The organism is Rhodanobacter sp. MP1X3 (assembly GCF_014207165.1).
Classification (GTDB): Bacteria; Pseudomonadota; Gammaproteobacteria; order Xanthomonadales; family Rhodanobacteraceae; genus Rhodanobacter.
The window spans coordinates 116,703-137,542 of record NZ_JACHCO010000007.1 but is presented as its reverse complement, the minus strand read 5'-3'; the positions used below and the strand labels follow the sequence as shown (position 1 = coordinate 137,542).

Sequence of the window (20,840 nt, the reverse complement as noted above, 5' to 3'; positions counted from 1 at the left end):
TCTCAGTTAATTGGGCCAGGTGGATCTGTTTCTGTGGTGTTTGGTGCGTTTGCATAGGCCGAGCAGCCCGACGCATTACACGCCTGCACGGCATACTGGAGCGTTTGTGACGCACCCGGTGCGGCTATGGTTACGCTGGTGCCTGACGTGGTGTATGCGAGCGCCGTAGCGCCGGTAATAGCATTGGTTCTTTGCACGTTATAGGACGTCGCCGTGGCGGCAGTTGTCCACCTCACGTAGTACTGAACTCCATGGACATACGATGGAGCAGTGACGCCGCCTGGGGCCGCTGGCGCCTGGGTGACGAGAACCGTACTAACGCCGCTCACTGGTCCGCATCCGCCAGCGTTGCACGCTTGAACCCTGTAACCGTAGCTGCCATTCGTTTCTGCGCTGGCTGCCCAACTCGTGGCCGCCGAATTTTGTACCGTCGTGAAGCTTCCACCATTGACCTGCTGCTGCAAAAGGTAAGTACTCGCACCGGCCACCCCCGACCAGCTCACGGTGTAGCTTCCCGTGGCACTGTTGCTTGGTGCGGTCAAGCTCGGTGAACCCGTAGGAGCGAAGGTCACCACGGTCGTACCCGTGGCGCTGTTCGGTCCACAGCCACTGATGTTGCAGCCCTGCACGCGATACCCGTAACTCCCGTTCGTTTCGCCGCTGACTGCCACACTCGTCGACGCGGAGTTCTGCAGCGTCGTCCAGCCGCCACCATTGACCTGCTGCTGCACGATATAGGTGGCCGCACCACTCACCGTGCCCCAGCTCACCGAGTAACTACCCGTAGCATTCGCCGCCGGTACCGTCAGTGCCGGCGCCGCACTTGGCACCGGTGGCAAGCTGACCGTGATCGTTCCCACCGCACTCCACGGACCACAGCCCACCGCATTACAGGCCTGCACCTGATACCCGTAGCTGCCATTGGCCCGCCCCACAGGATTCCAGCTCAGGACGGCTGCCGATTGCACCGTCGCCCAGCTACCGCCGTTCAACCGCTCCTGCAGGGTGTAGCTGCTTATGTTCGCGACACTGGTCCAGGTCACCGAATAGCTGCCCGTGGCGCTGCTCGCCGGTACCGTGAGTGACGGGGCGGAGGTGGGTGGCGACGGTACATTGACCGTCACAGAACTAGCCGCACTCAACGGACCGCAACCCGTCGAGTTACAGGCCTTTACCTGATAAGCATAGGTGCCGTTGGCTCTACCGCTAGTGCTCCAGCTCGTCGCTGCGCCATTGGCGACAACGACAGCACCGCCCCCGTTGGTCTGTTCCTGCAGAATGTAACTCGTCGCCCCACTCACCGTCGTCCAGGTCACGGTATACGCACCGCTCGCATTGGTGGCCGGGACCGTCAGTGTCGGTGCCGCTGTAGGCATTGGCGGACTCGCGCCACCGGTCTCGGTCGTCTGGCTGACCCGGTCCAGATGATCGTACTGATTCGTGGTGACGTGACCGGCGGCATTGGTGGTGGAGACCACATTGCCGTTGCCGTCGTAACCGTAGGTCAGTGTCTGGCCATTATTGCCAATCTTCTGATAGAGCCGACCCAAAGCGTCGTACTGCGCCGTCTCAGACAAGCCAACATCGCTGCCACGCGTCACGACGTGGCTCGTCACATCGCCGTTGGGGTCGTAGCCAAAGGTCTCTGTCGACGTGCCGTCCTTGTCGTTGTGGGTGATGGTCTGCACCATCATTTCCGCATTGCGGTTCCAGGTGGTCACCTCGTTATCCGGCGTTGTCAGCGTATAGAGCAACCCGAAGCCGTCGTAGGTATACGTCCACGTTCCAGCAATGCCATAGGGATACGTCGTCTTGGTGGCGATCCGGCCGCGCGCATCGTAGGTGTAATCGGTGGCATCGCCATTGGGGCCAACGACATGCTGGACTTCGTCGAGCCCGTTGTAGTTGCTGTAAGTCGTGGTGTGGCCCAGGCCATCGGCAAAGGTGCTCAGGTTGCCCAGCGCATCGTAGGTTGATACGTCGGTATCGCTGTTGTTCGGTGACGGGTGTGTCACCGACAGCGTCTGCACCATGCCGTTACCGTACAACGTGTAGTTGTAGGTGGTGGTCAATGTCTGGTTGGCGCTGCCATTGGCTGACAGGTTGGTGACGGCCACGGACGCCAAGCGATTCTGCGCGTTATAGGTGTAGGCGGTCTTGGACCAGCCTTCGACCGTCACGCTGGTCAGGCGATTGAGTTGCTGATTGGGATCCCATACGTAATCGGTGGTTCGTGCCTGCGTGGTGCCGGAAGCCTCGGTCTCTGTTTGCAGCTGGCCGTTCACGGCGTACGTGTAGGTGTGGACGTTGCCGTTGTTGTCGACCGTCTGCTGTAGGTTGCCGTTGCCGTCGTACTGACGCGAGTTCACCGTGGCGCCGCAATCGGATACCGCATTGTCACTGACGGAAACCAACTGATTCAACGCGTTATATTGGTTGGAAGTCGTATGGCCCAAAGGATTGGTGAGGGCAGCGACTAATCCCGTACTATTTGTCGAATAAATAATCGAACTCGTTTGCGAGTTATCCGCCAGATGAGTGCCATTGGCTCGTAAATTGGCATCATAAGTGGTATAGGCGTAAGGAACGGAATTTATATCCACCTCATTAAGACCGCCGTTCACATTCGCGCCGGGAGCATACTTGTAGGCAAAGACCGTCGATGGGCTTCCCGGTAAGCTTGCTGAAATCAGTCCGTTAGGTCCATAAACAAACACATACGCATTTTGTCCGGGATCAGTAAGGGTCTCTTGTGTCGTGTAAACACCATTACTGATATAGCTCTGGGAGGAAATGGTGAAAGACTGGCCATTCGTATGCGTAACTTGCGTCGTACTTGTTTGGGCAGCTGAATTGCTGGAATAGGTTAATGTCCAGCCGATACCCGAGGCGTCTTTAATCGAAATCAGCTGGCCCGATTGCGAATACACCTGTGTGGTGGAATCCTCGTCCTGAAGCGTATACGTATTGTCTGCGTTCTGGACTAAAGTGGCGAGATTACCACCACCACTCTCCGTATGAATTCGGTTGATTCCATCGGCGCGACCTTTAAAAAGAATGCTGGATCCATCGGGACGATTTAATGTTATGGAGGTACACGTAACGGCTCCGTTACAAATAGTGTCTAACTTATAGGAAAGATTATCTGCCCATGGCGCCACAGCACTTGAGCTGTTTCTAGAGCTATTATAGTAGAGCGAATAACTTAGCCCCATCTCACCGGGCAATTTGAAATAGGTCGTCGAATCTACTTTTGCACCGAAACTGAGTTCAATGGGATCGCTTTTTATATCGGGACACCCATTTTTATCATTGGTGGGAATGGCGGCGGCTGTCGCGTTATTGGGTGAATATTTATTGCCACTGCCCGAGTGTCCAGTAACAGTGACGCTGCTCAAATTGGTTATGGATACGCCGTTAGTTTGACTGGGGTCAACCATGGGAGTGGGTGGCGTATATTGGGCAACAACATTGACGCCACTCAAATTAGTGGTTGTTAAACGAAGACCGGGAGTCCCGCAATAGGCCGAAAAAGAAGTCAATAAAAGTAAAAAAATGACTATTCGCACGGGAAAATGTGTCGACTTCTTATTGGAATGTTTTTGCATATATTCCACCGAGATTAAGTATATATTTCAATAGATATTGCTGTGCAAAGTCGATATCGCGCGTCGCGCGAACGATCGTGTATTGGACACAGAGTGATGAATGATGCAATGACTCGATCATCGCCACGCCGCCGGAAGAGCCTGTCGTTGGAAAGGCATAAATCACCCTCTCAGCGGTAACTTTTTTATTGATCGCCGTTAATGAATGACCACTCCATTGACGAGTAATTTTCACTTTTGAGCGAATAGGGCGTCGCAAAATTACGATCGGCATGAGCCTTACGTACGAGGCCAGACGCACGGTGTCGTGCGCGTTTCGAATGCACGGATGTCCACCGGGTGCTGTTGTCGTATGAGCATCGCGCGCGGGCGCAGACGGCCGCTTGGCTATGTGCCCGAATGACAACGTCCCTATCATCGTGATCCCCTGTGGCTGACCGATTGCCGTCGCAGCGGTAAGTCAGCGCGCTATTCTGCTCCCATCAGGCACGTAGTTGTCAATATCATTATTCAACGTCAGGAAGCCGCTTTCCGCCCAAAGGAAGGATCGGATCGACGTCGCGCTCATTGCCAGTGACGAAAATCGGGGTAGAAATCAATTACAAATGACACAGCAGCGCCATTCCAGTCCCCAACAACCGGGAAAAAGCCAGAGAACTGTTCCTCCCCCAAGGCGCTCGCGTGTATGGAGGCGTTGTTGTCGACCCGACTTGCAAGTGGTGCTGGTCTATATGTGGAGGTCGAACAGCGCCTCTCAACCACAAGCTGTACCATCAATCTACTTGTGGCGCAGATAGGTCAAGCTCGATAGGGTCTTGTCGCGACGCTGGGTGCCCATACTGCGGAACGGGGTCGTCAGATATTGCGGGAGGCATACCAAAGGATCGCTGAGGCCCACGGCGTCTGTGAAGCGAATTGGAATGCATTCAATTGAATAAGGCAGTCCTTCTCTTGGCATTGGGACAGCCTCAGCAAGCGTATGACATCTTGGCTCCGCTACATCAAGACTGCACCTCAGAAGAACGTGTCAGCGTACATGGCCATAGCCAACGCGCGAATGGGCCGCGTGAATGAAGCGATTACCATTCTCGATCCGGCAGAGGCGGAACTGGCAACATTCAAAATACCCCATTGTGAATGTCCCTTCTTATTGGCTTTTCGTTGCACTTTTGTCCGGTGCCGCGATCGGTAGATAGAGTGCGCTTGGATGTGCCGCGTCGTGGTAGAGGGTTACCGTTACCGTGTGTGCATCCTTGCCGGACTCTTCGGCGACAACACCGTTTCCGTTGTAGTTTTTCTCCAAAGACCTCGAGTTAACGGGAGCGATCACGAGTCGCAGCCGACTCCCTTTGGTAATGCGCCGTGCGATGAAGGTGAAATGATCGAAGTCATAGCGCTCGATCACGCCCGGCTTTGCGAACACAGCTTCGCGCAGACTTTGGCGATAGCGCGCACGCTGCATATCCATGGCTAGCAGCGCGCTGCTGCCATCGGCCTTGATCTCGTAGACCGCGGCAGCGATATCGGTGTCCGGTTGGTCGAGCGCGATCCACACCGGAAGCTTGAAGAAGCCCGCAAGCTCGATGTCTTGTGCAAATGCTGGTGTGTGATAGACGAGAATCTTCCCGGATGAGGCAAGCAGCCCGCTAACATCAGTCAAGTTGTCCTCACTCGAATCCGTAGGATCCCATGCCCAGAATTGCGTATCGAGCGGATCGTAGACATAGTGATCGGGCTTGCTTGAACTCCCAGGCTTGGTTGCCCTCAAACTGCCGGAGGCGAACACATCATTGGCAGTGCCGTTCGACGAGGTGAGATACATCGGGCGTGATTCGGCGGTGATCGCATCCAGCGAATCGGCATAGCGCCATTGTTCGGCGCCATCGCCGAGTACGTAGTAAGCGACTTTGTTCTTCAGAAAGTCGGGTTTGCTGCCGCTCTTCAGTGTCCAGTCGTACCAGTCCTTGTGTAGCTTGTTCATGTCGAGCAGGCTGGCCGGGCCGAATGTGAGACCGCCGTATTTCGCCGTTGGTGTACGCGTGCCAGCATGATCCCAGGGGCCGATGACCAAGTAGTGCTTCGCCTTCGCTGCGGACGAGCCGTACTGGAAATGCTCACGGTAGAACGACAACGCACCCGGTTGATCGCCATCGTACTGGCCGGTGATGGTCAGAATCGGCAGATCGATCTTGGCGAACTGCTGCGGTGTCGGGCTATAGCTGTCCCAGTACGCGTCGACTGCAGGATGCGCGAGCCAGGTCTGGAAGCTGGACGACGGATTGCCGACGATCGTATCCAGGTCCTTGAATGCGCGATGGCCTGAATACATTTTTTCGAACTGTGCATCCCAGAACTCGCCGTCGCCAAATATATTGTCCTGCGCGGCATGGCCGCTGGTCAGCGTGATCCACTGCATGTCGTAGGAGTAATAGATGTTGTTGAATCCCGGAAAGTCGACACCGGGTCTCGGCGATGCGACTGGCACGATGGTGGCCAGATGCGGCGGAAATTCCTTCGCCGTTGCCCATTGATCGTAGCCGGCGTAGGAGCCGCCCCACATCGTGACCTTGCCGTTGCAGTAGCTTTGTTTCGCCAGCCACTCGACAATTTCGGGGCTATCCTTTGCCTCCTGCAGCAGCGGCGTGAACTCGCCTTCGGAGTTGCCGCGACCACGCACATCGACAGTCAGAAACACGTAGCCGTGCGCGGCGAAATACATGCCGCGCTCGTGATAGGTCTGCGAGATATACGGTGTGAGGGTAAAGATGCATGGCAGCGGATCTTTCTGGCCCTGCGGATGGTATAGCGTGGCATTGAGCTTGATACCGTCATGCAGCGGTATCTTGACGCCCCACTGGAAATCGACCGGGCCGCCTTTGTCAGCATTCGGTGCTGATAGTTCGGCAACAGAGTCAGCGGAAAACAACACAGCCAGCAGCAGAAATGCGAAACGAAGAAACATGTTGATTCCCCTCCGTAGATATTCCTTGCCGGATAAAATATCCGACAGACTGTGGAAAACGCGCTACTTCATACACCCCGCTTTTTCATCTCATGTCAGCGGCATGCCATCGGCCAGTACCAGCTAGCTCCTGTTCGCCGCGCTATCCCGCAGAGACTCGATTCTGCATGGTACGACGTGCCGCCCTTCAACTCTGAGAACCTTCAATACGTCGCCATCGAATAACCGCTGGTCGCTGCAAGCGAACGAATCCTTCGCTGCACCCTTTGCGCACTTCCTCTTGCGCTCTTGCAGCGTGCCGCATGACATCGGAATAGATCGCCTGAAGTGCACAGCCCCTCCTGCGATGATTTCAACGCTTGCCGAAAATTACCGTTGATTGAATAATTCAATGAATTTTCAAAAACTGCAAGTAGACCAATGGCACAGTCCAAGCAAATACGTGGAACCGTCGAGGATGTCGATCAGATCGCCATGCTCGCCTCGCCGACGCGTATGGAGATCGTCATGACCCTGGAAGCGTTGGCGAGTCCGACCACCGTTGCCGAATTGGCTGCCGAAATGGGGCGGCCAGCTGATGGGCTCTACTACCATTTGCGCGCGCTGGTTAGCAGTGGTTTGCTGGAGGAGCACACCGAAGCCGGCGACCAACGCTTCCAGTCGACCACACCACGAGGTCAGCGTGTGCGTCTGCGCTACAAGCTGGGTGAGTCCGGCAATGCAAAAGCCGTTCGCCGCGTTGCCGCGGGTATGTTGCGCATGGCCGAGCGTGACTTTATCCGTGCCTCAAACCAACACGATACGATCGTTGAAGGCCCGCGGCGCGAACTCTGGGTAGCGCGACTCAAAGGCTGGGTCAGTGCGACAGATGTTGCCGAAATCAATCGTCTGCTCGTCAGCCTTGCCAAAATTCTGGACCGGCCGCGCCCGGCGCGTGCACGCAAACTCATCGCACTGACCTGGCTGCTTGCGCCACTAGACGTAAAGCCGGCCAAGCGCAGCGCACATGCGCCAAAAGCCAACTGAGAAATCTCATCTGGCTTGCATTACCGCCATGCGCCAACATCGAAATTTCAGCGCGAAGAACCAGCTTCACTTCAAGCCGGGCAAGAAGGTATGTGGAGCACAGGATGATGATCGGCACGACAAAGGGCCCGGCACTACCATGGCCTTTTGTTATTTCAACAACGATCATTTCAGTTCGGTGATATCAAGCCAAAGCGTCCGACAGGATGGGATCCTGGCGTTTCTCTTCAGCGCGGACGTGTTCGGTCAATAGCGCAATGAATTCCCCGCGCGTCTTCCGATAAGCCGGATTCATGGGGCCGTTGACGGATGCCTCATGCATGGCGGCATGGCTGTCGATCAGGCTCGCGGATATGCTGTCACCGGATGCCAGGTAGCTGACCAGGGCAGAACTGGCTTCAGCGTGCTTTCTCCAGAAGGTTGGAGTGGCTGGCAAACCCATAAAACGCTCTTCCCAGAAAAGTGCCGCGGCCAGGGCCCCCAACGCCGTCATCGGATGTGCCGCATCCGCGCGCAAATGAAAACCTGTGAGCCATTGCTGGAGCCGTTCGGCAGGCATCGGCCGCGCAAGCGCATAGCCCTGCCCCAGGTCCGCGCCCAGGATCAACGCCGCTTCAATCAATCCGCGGGTCTCAAGACCTTCCACCACCACTTCCAGATCGAGGTCGTGGCCAAGACGGATCAGTTGACGAATGAAGCGCAGGGTACGCAGGGGATCTTCCGTCACCTGCAGCACCAGGGCCTGATCGATCTTTACCCGATCGAACGGCCACTGCCGCAGCCGGATCAGTGAGCTGTAACCCGCCCCAAGATCATCCTCGACCAGGCGCACACCGAGCTCTTTCAGCGCCTTCATGCCAGTGAGTACGCTGGGTGAAGAATCAACCGCGCCAATCGGTGACTCCAGTATTTCCAGCAGCACCGCGTCTGGCGGACAGCTGCTGGCCGCCAGCACGGTTGCCGCCATCTCGACGTAGCGGGAATCCTCCACCGCAGCGGCGGGAATGTTCACCGAGACATCCAGCGTATGGCCAACCACCGCCAGCCGCTGGCGACACGTGGTCGCTTGTGAGAGGCCCTGGCCAAACAGCTGGACCAGCTCATCCTCGCCAAGTGCGGGAAGAAACCGCGACGGCTGCAACAAGCTGCCATCGGTATCGCGCAATCGGGCCAGTGCTTCCAGTTCGGTGACCTGCCCGTCGGCCAGCCTTACCACCGGCTGGTAATGCATCTGCAGCGCATCGGTAGTGATCATGGTGCGCCATCGTTCGCGCACGAAGAATGGCAACAGTTCGGCACCGGGCCGCGGCGGCGCCAGCCGCGATAGCGCTAAATCCAGCACGGTCTTGATCTGTTCGATAAAGGCCTGCTGATCTTCGCTCTGAAACCCACCGGCATAGGCACTGTAGATCGTAAGCACCGCCGCTGGCGCGCGTGGCAAGGGGCACAGCGGTATGGCGACGTTGGAAATAATCCCGAGGGATATCGACAGTTCACGCCAGCTCAGCATTGCCGGGTCGGTGGCGTAGTGAGCGCAGCGCTGCACGGTCGCTGTGCGCCACGCGCGGCCACTCGGGCCACCACCCTCGGCGCTATCGGCGTTGACAAGAATCAGTGCTGTCGCGCCGCGTGCCAACGCCCGCAGATAGCCTGCAAACACGTCGCCTGCTACCGCTTCGTGGGTGAGCTCACCCGATATGTCCGGGCGCCCTACCGTGCAGGCGAGAACTTCGTCATGCGTGGCAAGGATCTTGACTGCACCCTCGATGAGATCCAGATAGCTTTCCGCCGACCATGCCAAAGCGTTGAGTGTGGCCAGCACCGCAACGCGGCGTCGCTGGAGCGCGCGCATGCTCTCCAGCTGCCACTGCCGCTCCAGCCCGAGCCGCTGCAGCACGATACTCAGCGGGCGAGCATCACGTTCCACGCCAAAGCCCAGTGTCGATGCCAATACCTCACGAAGCCGCTCGATCACTTCCAGCACCCAGACTTCCTCGACGCCGCAGGCGGCATAGACCAGCCCAGCCTGCATTGCGTAACTGCGGTGATTCTCGAAACTGAGCTCAGCTTCAAAGAGCATCTGTATGTGGTTCGCCAGACGACTCTTGAACTCTTCCACACCATCGACGGGCAGCACACCAAGCAATCCAGCCATACCCTCGTGCAGCAGAAGTTCGGCGTAAAAATGCTCCATCACGCGCGGAAGCTTCGAGTCCACGGCGCTAAAACCATTCCTGAGCAGGTCACCCGCCGCGTCCCCGTAAGGCACCATGCCATGCCTGTCGAGTTCACCAGGCAACACCGTCACATGCTCCGGTGATGTGGGCAACGACCACCAGCGGCCACGTTTGCGCTTGTGCGCCTTGACCTGATACATCGCCTGATCCGCGCGCCGCAGCAGCTGCTCACCATTGGCATCCGCGTGAATCGGGAATAGCGCTATCCCGAGGCTGGCCGACAGCTGGAACGTCGCATCGTCGATAACTATCGGCTGCTGCAAAGCCTCGCCCACACGCGCAAGCAAGGCGTCGAGATCCTCCTCGCGCTCCAACTGATCGAACAGCAGCACAAACTCGTCACCACCAAGGCGCGCCACGTAATCTTCGGTTCGCAGCGCACTACGCAGGCGCGCAGCGACCCCTATCAAAAGGCTGTCGCCCACCGCATGACCATAGCGATCGTTGATCGGTTTCAGATCGTCCAGATCCAGCAAACCCAGCGCCACCATGTAACCGTGTCGCTTTGCTTTGGCCAGTACCTTCTCAAGATGGAAATCCAGCGCGCGGCGATTGGGCAAACTGGTCAACGCATCATGCAATGCGAGGTAGGTTTGCCGCTGCTGCTCCTGCAACAGCGAGCGCCGCTGGCTGTGCTGACGCAGCGCAAGACCGGCCGCGTCGGCAATTTCATCGAACAATCGACGCATCTCTTCATCAAACGCGTCCGCCTCGATGGTGACCACGGCAAAAACGGCGACCGGCGTGGGCTCGCCTTGGTCATCGGAGACTGCAAACACCGGCCAGCAACCCACGGCGCCCGTCTGCGAGAGCGGAAGTTCGAGCCACGGCGCAGAGACGCCGGGATAGTCGGAGGGACGGATCAGAACGATCGGCCGGCCATGCATGAAGACGCGCGTACGCGAAGGTGCATTCTCATCGGCGCTGTAACGCTCCGGCAGCGGCAGCTTGCGCATCGCCTCGGCCATCGGCCCGACCAGGGCAACGCGCTGCAGGGTTTCAGCCGCGTCGTCGGCCGCGTATACATCCACCGCGGCCGCACCGGCAATTTCAGCCAATGCGTGAGCGAGTGTGCGATACACCGCATCCGGATCAGGTTGTTCGAGCAGCGCACGCTGAATCGTGCGCTGCGCATCGCGATAACGGCTCATCCGCTGGTTGCGTTCCAGCAGACCCTGGTGATCCCAGAAGCGCGCCAACTCCTCGGCAAGCCGCTGCGCCCAGTCCAGCAGCTCGTCATTCAGCGCCAGACCATCCTCGCGAGCAAACGCGCTCAAGCTGATCTGACCACCATCGCGGGTACTCGATACCGCGACGATGTTGGAACCGAAGCCATAGGATCTGGCGGCATCACGCCAATGCGCAAATATCGGTGCATCGATGGAGGTGATGCGGGCTCCGCCCTGGCGATACGTTGCCCCTAACGGCCCCTGCCCACCCGGTTCGTTCGCATCGACGCTCAGCCGAAGCTGCGCCACGTAGTCCGAGGCGGGCCCACCCGCAGCGACCATCTCGATCTCGAACCGATGCGGCTCACGCCGCCCAATCCACACAAGAGGCAAATCGACAATCGATGAAAGGATGCGCGTAATCTCGACCATCGCCAGTCGACGGTCGTAGCCCGGTGCGGTATGCAACAGCGTCAAGGTTTCTGCCACGCTTTGATAAAAGCGCTCGCGCAGCTCCCCTCGTGCCTTTTCCAGACTGGACATCAATCACCCCACCCCTCTTACACCCGCATCGTGCCTGAATCATGAAGCGAACGTCAGTGGCAATATCATGAAAGTTTGCAGCCACCCGTCTTCAACCCATGATCCATCACCCACCGCCAGCTAATGCAATCTCCAGCCATGTATCAAACGCCTAGGTATCCTGTGTCCTCAGATGAGACCGACATACTCTAGGCTGGCCCCATGAATGCAGATGCAGGCGGTCTGATCGTCCACCGCGGCAGCCGTACCGAACGGCTGGCCGACGCGCTGGCACAGTATCTGGAAGCGGAGCGACCGGCCAATCCGCTCACCGCGCAAACGGTAGTCGTGGCGCATCCGGGACTCAAACGCTGGCTGCTCGGTCGTTTTGCCCATCGTGCCGGACCGAACGGTGGCCACGGCATCGCCGCCAATATCGAAATGATCCTGCCGTGGCAATGGTTCGAGCGCGTGGCGCGAGGCACGCTGGGTGACGAGGCACTGATCGGCGGCGCGTATCGCCACGAGCTACTGCGCTGGCGCCTGCTGATGGCGCTGCCCGCGCTAGCCTCACCGGAAGTCACCGCCTATCTGGCCGGAGATGATGCTGCGCGACGCAGCTTCCAGCTAGCCGAGTATCTGGCGGGGCTCTACACGCAATACCTGATTTACCGACCGGACTGGATCCTCGACTGGGAGCAACACCCGGGCAAGCACAACCGCGACTGGCAGGCCGCGCTGTGGCGCCAGGTGCAGCACACGATCAACCGCCCACATCGCGCGCAGCGCAGCAACGTCCTGCTCGATGCGCTGCGCAGCGAACGCAGCCACGACATCACACCGCTGCACGTGTTCGGCATCAGTCATCTACCGCCCGACGTGCTCGCGGCGCTGCAGGCCTGCGCACTGCACCGGCCAGTGCATCTTTATTTTCCGGATCCTTGCCGCGAGCACTGGGTGTATCTGCGCCGACAGCGTTTCCTGCTGGAGCGGCAGGATGATCCGGATGCGCTGTACTTCGAGGTCGGCCACCCGCTGCTGGTTGCGCTTGGCCGCATCGCACAGGATTTCTGTCTCACCCTGGACGACTGCGAGGCCATCGACGAGCGCGACCCGCTGGACGAGGCCGAACCGCTGCCCGGCGAAACGTCGCTGCTGGCGCAACTGCAATCCAGCATCCGTTGCCTGCAACCGGAGCTGGTGGGTGAGCCGATTCGCAATGCCATCGAGAACGGCACTGACCCGGCTAACGTCCTGATCGCCTTGCGCGTGGACGCCAGTCTGCACGTGCATGCCTGCCACACACGCCTGCGCGAGCTGGAAGTATTGAAAAACGCCCTGCTACGCGCCCTGGCCGATGACCCGACCCTGCAACATCGGGACATCGTCGTCATGGCACCGGACATCAGTGCGTACGCGCCGTATCTGGCCGCCGTGTTTGGTGAGCAAGCGCAGTACCGCAGCGATCCATTGCATATCCCATGGCATCTGGCCGACGTCGGGCTGGCGCGCACGCATCCGCTGATGAGCGCCTTTGCGCAAATGATGGATCTGGCGGAGAGTCGCTTCACTGTCAGCGAAGTGCTGGACTTTCTCGACGTGCCCGCCGTGGCCCGCCGCTTCGCTATCGACCGCAGCAGCCGCGATGCGCTGGAGCGTTGGCTGCAGCGCGCGCACGTGGCGTGGGGGCTGGATGCGGCGATGAAGGCTGAAGCAGGCGCTGCAGCCACCGATGCCAATTCCTGGCAGTTCGGACTGGATCGCATGTATGCCGGACTGATCGTCGGCGAAGGCACAGACGAATCAGCCGAAGAAAGCGAGAACGATTTGGACGGCCAATCGCCCCATGACCTTTTGCTTGACAACATCCTTCCACTCGATGGCGTCTCCGGTAGCACGATCGAAGCCATCGGCCAGCTTGACCGTCTGCTTGGCGAGCTACGGACCATACGCCAGGCCTTCAACACACCGAGACCGCTGGCCGCCTGGAGCCAGTGGTTGCTGGAGCGCATCGACGCGCTATTCCTCACTGACATGCGCGACGACGCCGAAAACAATGCGCTCGACACGCTGCGCCGTCTAGCCGCCAGCCTTGGCAGCCAGGCCAGCGAAGCCGGCATCAGCACGCCATTACCGTGGAGCGTGGTACGCGAAGCCATCGGTAGCGCACTGGATGCCGTGCCGGAGCGCCAGGCCTTTCTACTCGGCGGCGTGACGTTCTGCGGACTGGTGCCACAGCGCTCGATTCCCTTCCGCGTGGTTTGCCTGCTTGGCATGAACGAGGGTGAATTCCCGCGCCCCAGCAACGACGCCGGCCTCAACAAGATCCTCAGCCAGCCACGGCGTGGCGATCGCGACACGCGCAGCGAGGATCGCTATCTGTTTCTCGAAGCAATGATGTCGGCACGCGATGTCCTGCACATCAGCTACGTCGGCGAAGGCGTGCGTGACGGCAAGCCGCGCAATCCCGCTGCACCGCTGGCCGAGTTGCTGCAGTTTCTCGACGAGCAGCACGGCATCGCCGATGATGAAAAAGTCGATCGGCCGTGGCGCATCCATCATCCGCTGCAGCCGTTCGATGCGCGCTACTACGAACGCGATGCCCAGGGTCATCCGCAGCATGATCAACGGCTGTTCTCGTACGATCCAGCATTTCTCGCGTTGCCCTCGACAAAGAGCATCCCAAGCTTTCTTCAACTCAAGGACATCGCGGCAGAGCGTGGCCAATCGAGCCCCGTGGCTAGCGGCGAGGTTTCACTGGCCAGCCTCAAGCGTTACTGGCGCGATCCGGTAAAGGAATATCTGCTGCGCAGCCAAGGCATCAGCTTGCAGGCACTCGAAAGCAGCAGCTGGCCCGACCGCGAACCGCTCGAAACCGGCGTCAGTCGGATCGAACGCGTCGAGAGCCAGCTATTGTTCGACGCACTGATTGCCGGGGAAAATCATTTGCCCAAGGAGCCGCCGGCATGGCTCGCCCGTTCCGGCATGCTCGCTGGCGGCGCCATCGGCATCCAGGCTTATCGTCAACTGCGCGAATCGGTGCAGGGCATGCTCGATCATGCGAAACCCTTCTTTGCCGATGGCTCGGCAATAGCCGATGCACAGGTCATCGATCTGGACCTCGGCAGCGGCATGCGCCTGACCGGTACCGTTGACCGCGTGTTTCATGCGGCGGCGGCTGGCCTGATGCTGTTCGACGCCAAGCCCACCGGCACAGCCGGGCTGAAAGAGCTTCTAGCCTTCTATATCGACTGGGCCGCATTGCGTCTGATGCAACATGAAAAGCTGCAAGGCATTCTGCTCGAGTACTCATCCTCAGGCAACGCTGTTCAGTCAAAGCGACTTGATCCTGTGTTGAAACAGGGCAATGACGATCTCAGGCGCGGATTGCGCCGACTGATCGAAACGTCGCTGGCAACCGACCAGCAGCCGCTACTGTTCTTTCCCAAAACCGCCCTCGCTTACGCCAGCGGCTCGCCGAACGATCGACTGTTCAAGGCTGCCGCCGCATGGGAGGGTAGCGATCACGGCGGCATGGGCGAGCGCAATTACGCGCCAGGCTACGCCGCACTGCTGTGTCAGGGACTGGATTTTTTCGACGAGCACAGCCCCGCTCACCGGGCCTTTGTGGAAGCCACGAAGCTGGTCTGCGACGTGCTTGATCCCATACATACGCTGCTGTTGAAGCCGCACGCCAACGAATCCGTTGACGTCAACGGAGCGGACGCATGATCAGCACGAGCACCATCAATACGACAACGCCGACCGCGCTCGACTGGCAACGCATGCCGCTACACGGCCGCATCCTGATCGAGGCCAGCGCCGGCACCGGCAAGACCTGGAACATCGGCGTGATCTACTTGCGTCTTCTGCTGGAACGCGAACTGCGCGTGGAACAGATTCTGGTTACCACGTTCACCGATGCCGCCGCGCAGGAGTTGCGCGAACGTCTGCGCCGACGGCTCATCGAAGCCGAGCGTTGGCTACTCGATTCGACGGCGACCGACTCCGTAGCGGCGGACGATCATTCGCTGGAAAATTATCTCGCTGTACTGTGCCCTGATCAGGAAAGCCGGCGGCGTGCACTGCGAAAGATCCAGCTGGCTCGTGCCGATCTGGATCGCGCACCGGTCTCGACCATCCACGCACTGTGCCAACGCATCCAGCGCGATTACCCGCTGGAAAGCGGCGCCGCATTCGCCAGCGACAAACTCTTCGACGAACAGCAGTTACTGCGCGAATGCGTCGAGGACTTCTGGCGTCGACGTTACCTGGTCGGCACCGTCGACCCACGCGAAGCGGCGCTGCTACTGAGGGATGGCCCGGAAAAGCTGCTTTGGGATCTGGCCGTGGTGGCGAACAGCCCGGATGCCAAAATCGAATCAGGCGGCCTTGAATATCTGCAGCAAAGCATCGCAGCGCTATGCACGGAAGAAACCGCTACCGGGCTGTTGCGCCTCGCGGAAGACAAGAAGCTCTTCGCTCCGAGAGTCCGCGCCTTGTCTGGTCTGTTGAAAGATGTGGCACAGCTCCTTAAAAGTGGCGACACCAATAGCATCGAGGATTCACTCGCAAGCCTTTTCAAAGATAAATTGGATCCTGCAAATGTTGCCAAGCAAGAGTCTGCCGAACATTCCGGGGCACTGAGCCGGCATCCGTTGATCATTGCGCTGCAGGAAATCGATTCATTGCTTTCACTGCGTATCATCTTCACCCGTGGTGCGGTGCTGGCCGATGCCGCACATGCTTGCCGCGATGAGCTTCCCCGTCGCGCGCAACAGCGTCACGTGCTGACCTTTTCCATGCTGATCGACGCGGTGTATCAGCGGCTGTGCAGTGAAGCCGCTGACAGCACGTTGGCCGATCGACTATTCGAGGCGTTTCCGGTTGCGCTGATCGACGAGTTCCAGGATACCGACCAACGCCAGTTCGCGATCTTCGACCGCATCTATCGCGAGCGCGGCACGCTGGTGATGATCGGCGACCCCAAGCAGGCCATCTACAGTTTTCGTGGCGGCGATATCGCGGCCTATCTGCGCGCCAGCGCACAGGCGAACCAACGCTTTTCGCTGGTAACCAATTACCGTTCAAGCAGCGCCCTGGTCGAAGCGATGAATGCGCTGTATAGCCACACCGATGGCGGCTTCGATCATCCGCAAATCCGCTACCAGCGCGTAAGCGCCGCCGACAAAACGAACAAGCAGCCGTATACGGTGAATGGCGAAGCAGTTACACGGCCGCTGATCATCCACGATTTTCGCGGTGACGCGATCGACAAGAAAGGCCAGCCACTGAGCAGCGCCACCGCACTCGAACCACTGGCGCTGGATGATTGCGCCGATCGCATCGTCGAGCTGCTCAATGATCCGCAGCACGAGATCGACGGCAGGCGTGTCTCCCCAGGCGATATCGCCGTGTTGCTTTCGACCAACACTCAAATCGTCGCTTTGCGTGCGCGCCTTCTCGCGCGCGGCGTTCCGTGCGTGGGCAGTGGCCGCGGCAATATTTTTGCGGGTGATGTCGCACGCGAGCTGGAGCTGATTCTTTACGCCGTGCTGCATGCCGATGATGACAAGGCCGTGCGCGGTGCGCTGGCTACCCCTCTACTCGGCGCGACGCTGGATCAGTTCAACATGTGGCAAAGCGATGCCGCCGCGTTTGAACGCGAACTCGAACGCTTTGAATCATGGCGTGCGCTGATCCGCACGCGCGGTGTACTGGCCCTGATCGATGCGCTTCTCGCCGAGCGCGCGACGGTCTTGCTGGCACTGCCCGAGGGGGAGCGCGTACTCACCGACTTGCGCCATCTGGGTGAGTTGCTGGCCGCCGAGGAAAGTGGCCTGCAAGGACTGGATGGTCTCTATGCCTGGCTGACCGAGATGCGCCAGGAAGGTAGCGACGGCGATGCGGAGGCTGCCGACGAACGCCAGCTGCGAATCGAAAGCGATGCGCGGCGTGTGCAGCTGCTTACCATCCATGCCAGCAAAGGGCTGGAGTTTCCGATCGTCTTTCTGCCGTTGATCTGGCGCGTAGGCGATCGCAGCGGCACACGTGCACCGAGCGTGCTTCGCTACCACGACGATGCTGGTGGGCGCCGCATCGACCTCGGCTCGGCGAACTTTATCGAGCACCGGGGGCGCCATTTCCGCGAGGATCTGCAAGAACGCCTGCGCCTGCTGTACGTCGCGCTGACTCGCGCCGTCCACGCGGTCCACGTGTACTGGATCGATCGCGGCCATGGATCAAGCCCGGATAGTTTCGCCTGGCGCATTGCCGCGATCGACCCGATCGTGCTGCAGGCGCAGCAGCAACTTGGGCTTGAACAAGGCGAGGCATCGCTGCAAACCATGACAGACCTGCTCCCTGGCATGACGTTGACACCCGCCTTTGATGGTGTCCCCTGTCGCTATCAAAAGCGGGTGGAATCGAGCAGTTCGCGTGCTACGCAAACGCCACTGCCGCGTCCGCGACCGTTCCAGTGGCTGCACAGTTTCAGTGGCCTCAGCCGCTATGCCGCAGCGGCCGTGGTGATCGACGACAGCGGTGCCGCCGATGAAGTCGGTTCGGATATCGTCGAGGTCGAGGAAGAGCCGCTGCTCGAAGTCGCTGACGACGCCCGACTGGTCGCGCTGTATCCGCTGCGAGGACCACGCTTCGGCGATGCTGTCCACCAGGTGCTGGAGTTGGTGCGCCCTGCCCCCGTCTGGCCCGAGCAGCGCCAGCTGCTTAACACCCAGCTCACCGCACAAGCGATCAAGGCAGATAGCCTGTCGCCGGATGAAGTCGCGGAGCGTGTAGGCCGAATGGTCGACCGTGTTCGTCAGAGTGACCTTGGCGACGGCTTGCGGCTGATCGACATTCCCGCCGATCAGCGTGTGGTCGAATTCGAATTCCAGTTTCCGGTACAGCATGTCGCCGTTGCCCAGTTGCGCCGACTATGCGTCGCCCACGGTCAGCCGGATGTGGTGCCTGCCAGCCTCGATACCACCACGCTCAACGGCATGTTGACCGGCTTTGCCGACCTGATCGTGCAATGGGATGGACGCTTTCATGTGCTCGATTACAAGACCAACTGGCTCGGCACGAGGTTGCAGGATTATCAGGGATCGTCGCTCAACGTGGCCATGGCCGAACACCATTATCCGCTGCAGGCCCTGCTCTATACCGTGGCACTGCATCGTTATCTGCGCCAGCGAATGGACGGCTATACCGCTGCTCAGCATCTCGGCGACAGCTGGTATTTGTTTGTGCGTGCGATCGGGCTGGAACCCGAGGAGCGAAAAGACCTTGGCATATGGCGGCACCGCTGGCCGGAGGCCTTGATCGAGGCGCTGGACGACGCCTTCGCCGGTGTGCAGGAAGTGGCGGCATGAACCAGATCACCATGATGGACACGGCACCATCCGATGAGCGCGTCATCGATCAGACCCTTGCGCAGTGGGTGTTCGCGCGCACAGGCTCGAGTCTCCTCGCGCGCGCCGTCCGCGCAACCAGCACGGCAGAAGGCCAGGGTCACTCGTGTGCATGGCTGGTCGATCCACACACTGGTACCGGCTTCGACACAGACGCGGTGACACTGCTGCGCAATCACGACTGGGTTGGCAACGGCCAGCGGTTTACGCCCTTTGTGCTCGATGCTCAACATCGCTTTTATTTCTGGCGCAACTGGCAGCACGAGTCGAAGCTGGCAACGGCCATTCTGCAGCGATGCCGCAGTCGCCGTTTGCCGATTGCTGCGAAAACCCTGATCGATGATTTGTCGACCCTGTTCAACGACAAACCATCCGGTGCGGACGACTGGCAACGCGCCGCCGTCGCGACCGTTCCCGGCACGCATTTCTTCGTACTTACCGGCGGCCCAGGCACAGGCAAAACGACCACGGTGCTGCGCATGCTGTTGATGCTGCTCCGGCACGCAGCCGAATGCGGCCTGCCCGCAAAACCTTCGATCGCGCTGGCGGCACCCACTGGCAAGGCGGCGCAGCGACTGGTGCAGTCGATTGCCAAGAGCAAGGCCGAGCTGCGTGATCTCTGGGGCGCGACAGACGACAATCCCTTTCGCGAACTGCTGCAGGCCATTCCACACGTCGATGCGCGCACCCTGCATCGCCTGCTCGGTTATCGGCCAATGGACAACACTTTCCATCACGGTCGCCAACATCCCCTGGCCGAAGATATCGTCGTGGTCGATGAGGCGTCGATGGTGGACTTGGCGATGATGCGCCAGCTGCTGGAAGCGTTGCGTCCGGATGCTGTGCTGATTCTGCTTGGCGACCCGAACCAGCTCGCCTCGGTCGATGCCGGTTCGGTGCTCGCCGATATTGTCTCGACAACACCGATCAATCAGTTGCCATCGGCAATGGTCCATCTGCTGGAGCCGCTAGTGCAGCAGGTGCCGAACACCTCAGACAGCCATGCACCTCTTGCTGGCCACGTACTGACGCTCACACACACCTGGCGCGCGGGCAGCGGCCTGCAGCGCGGTATCGAGGCGCTGCGCAACACACCCGATCCGGTGTGGCTGGATGCCTTGTTGGCGCAGCGCGCCGACGGCGATCTGCATCTGCGTCATTGCATCGACAGCGATACGTTGCGCACATGTGTCGATGCGTGGATCGAGCGTCACGCCGAGGCGCTGCGATCGCTGCTGACAGAAACCGTTACTCCAGAAACCGCGCTGCAAGTTCTGCGTCAGCTGCAAATACTCTGCGCGCTGCGCGATGGCGCGTTCGGTGCACAAGGTATCAACGCACTGATGACTCGTCGACTCGGCGCGCGGTTCGACCTCGACGTCAGTCATACCTGGCATCACGGACGACCGGTGATCATCACCCGCAACGATTACACGCGCGGCCTGTTCAACGGTGACGTCGGTATCGCGCTGGACGGTGCGGATGGACTGCGTGTGTGGTTCGAACTCAGCGACCGCGACGGCAGCAGCGGCCTGTGCAGTTTTTCTCCGCGTGCACTGCCTGCACACGAAAGCGCGTGGGCTATCACCATCCACCGCAGCCAGGGCTCGGAATACCGCAATGTTGCCGTCGTGCTGCCACCCGACCCGACCAGTCGCGTACTAACCCGCGAACTGGTCTACACCGCCATCTCGCGCGCAAGAGATCATGCCGAGATCTGGACCACGGATACGTCGCTGTGTGCAGCGTTGAGCCGTCCGGTCCAGCGCCAGGGTGGCTTGCGCGAGCGGCTGCAGCCGGGTCAGCCGTAGCGGGGCTTCAATATTCGCAGAAGCCGTTCGAGATGCCATGTACGAATGCTTGCGCCGTTGTTTCACACCTCGGTGAGCCGGCACGTCAGTGTC

The 20,840-nt window shown here is 59.6% G+C and carries 8 protein-coding genes; 4 read left to right on the top strand and 4 right to left on the bottom strand.

Annotated features, from left to right (window positions below; translation table 11 throughout):
* Nucleotides 1-2: 2 nt before the first annotated feature.
* From HDE79_RS17680 to HDE79_RS17670, 3 genes are all read right to left on the bottom strand, one after another.
* On the bottom strand, nucleotides 3-2,414 hold the full coding sequence (locus HDE79_RS17680; RefSeq protein WP_255488493.1) for an RHS repeat domain-containing protein: 2,412 nt from the start codon (nucleotides 2,412-2,414) through the stop codon (nucleotides 3-5).
* Between the two features lie 1,174 nt (nucleotides 2,415-3,588).
* Nucleotides 3,589-3,882, bottom strand: a complete 294-nt coding sequence (locus tag HDE79_RS17675) for a hypothetical protein (RefSeq protein WP_184603893.1) — start codon at nucleotides 3,880-3,882, stop codon at nucleotides 3,589-3,591.
* Between the two features lie 873 nt (nucleotides 3,883-4,755).
* Nucleotides 4,756-6,570: a CocE/NonD family hydrolase gene (locus tag HDE79_RS17670; protein WP_184603891.1), complete on the bottom strand. Its 1,815-nt coding sequence runs from the start codon at nucleotides 6,568-6,570 to the stop codon at nucleotides 4,756-4,758.
* A 420-nt stretch (nucleotides 6,571-6,990) separates the two neighbouring features.
* On the opposite strand from HDE79_RS17670, the gene HDE79_RS17665 reads away from it, so the two are divergent.
* Nucleotides 6,991-7,596, top strand: a complete 606-nt coding sequence (locus HDE79_RS17665) for a helix-turn-helix domain-containing protein (RefSeq protein ID WP_184603889.1) — start codon at nucleotides 6,991-6,993, stop codon at nucleotides 7,594-7,596.
* Nucleotides 7,597-7,780: 184 nt separating this feature from the next.
* On the opposite strand, the gene HDE79_RS17660 is transcribed toward HDE79_RS17665, so the two are convergent.
* Nucleotides 7,781-11,545: an EAL domain-containing protein gene (locus HDE79_RS17660; protein WP_184603888.1), complete on the bottom strand. Its 3,765-nt coding sequence runs from the start codon at nucleotides 11,543-11,545 to the stop codon at nucleotides 7,781-7,783.
* Nucleotides 11,546-11,746: 201 nt separating this feature from the next.
* Between HDE79_RS17660 and recC the strand changes: the two genes are divergently transcribed.
* The 3 genes from recC to recD are packed head-to-tail and all read left to right on the top strand — an operon-like array spanning nucleotide 11,747 to nucleotide 20,747.
* The gene (gene recC / locus HDE79_RS17655; RefSeq protein ID WP_184603881.1) at nucleotides 11,747-15,256 is read left to right on the top strand and encodes an exodeoxyribonuclease V subunit gamma; all 3,510 of its coding nucleotides are present in this window, start codon (nucleotides 11,747-11,749) and stop codon (nucleotides 15,254-15,256) included.
* Entirely contained in the window at nucleotides 15,253-18,897 is a 3,645-nt protein-coding gene (locus HDE79_RS17650) for a UvrD-helicase domain-containing protein (RefSeq protein ID WP_184603880.1), read from the top strand. Before recC ends, HDE79_RS17650 begins: the two co-directional genes overlap by 4 nt.
* Nucleotides 18,894-20,747: an exodeoxyribonuclease V subunit alpha gene (recD, locus tag HDE79_RS17645; RefSeq protein WP_184603878.1), complete on the top strand. Its 1,854-nt coding sequence runs from the start codon at nucleotides 18,894-18,896 to the stop codon at nucleotides 20,745-20,747. The genes HDE79_RS17650 and recD overlap by 4 nt, the downstream gene beginning before the upstream one ends.
* The last annotated feature ends 93 nt before the right edge of the window (nucleotides 20,748-20,840 follow it).

What these genes read in the sequence shown, in the direction of transcription:
- recD (WP_184603878.1), top strand. Translation starts at nt 18,894, where the DNA reads ATGAACCAGATCACCATGATGGACACGGCACCATCCGATGAGCGCGTC.
- recC (WP_184603881.1), top strand. Translation starts at nt 11,747, where the DNA reads ATGAATGCAGATGCAGGCGGTCTGATCGTCCACCGCGGCAGCCGTACC.
- HDE79_RS17670 (WP_184603891.1), bottom strand. Translation starts at nt 6,570, where the DNA reads ATGTTTCTTCGTTTCGCATTTCTGCTGCTGGCTGTGTTGTTTTCCGCT.
- HDE79_RS17665 (WP_184603889.1), top strand. Translation starts at nt 6,991, where the DNA reads ATGGCACAGTCCAAGCAAATACGTGGAACCGTCGAGGATGTCGATCAG.
- HDE79_RS17660 (WP_184603888.1), bottom strand. Translation starts at nt 11,545, where the DNA reads ATGTCCAGTCTGGAAAAGGCACGAGGGGAGCTGCGCGAGCGCTTTTAT.
- HDE79_RS17675 (WP_184603893.1), bottom strand. Translation starts at nt 3,882, where the DNA reads ATGCCGATCGTAATTTTGCGACGCCCTATTCGCTCAAAAGTGAAAATT.
- HDE79_RS17650 (WP_184603880.1), top strand. Translation starts at nt 15,253, where the DNA reads ATGATCAGCACGAGCACCATCAATACGACAACGCCGACCGCGCTCGAC.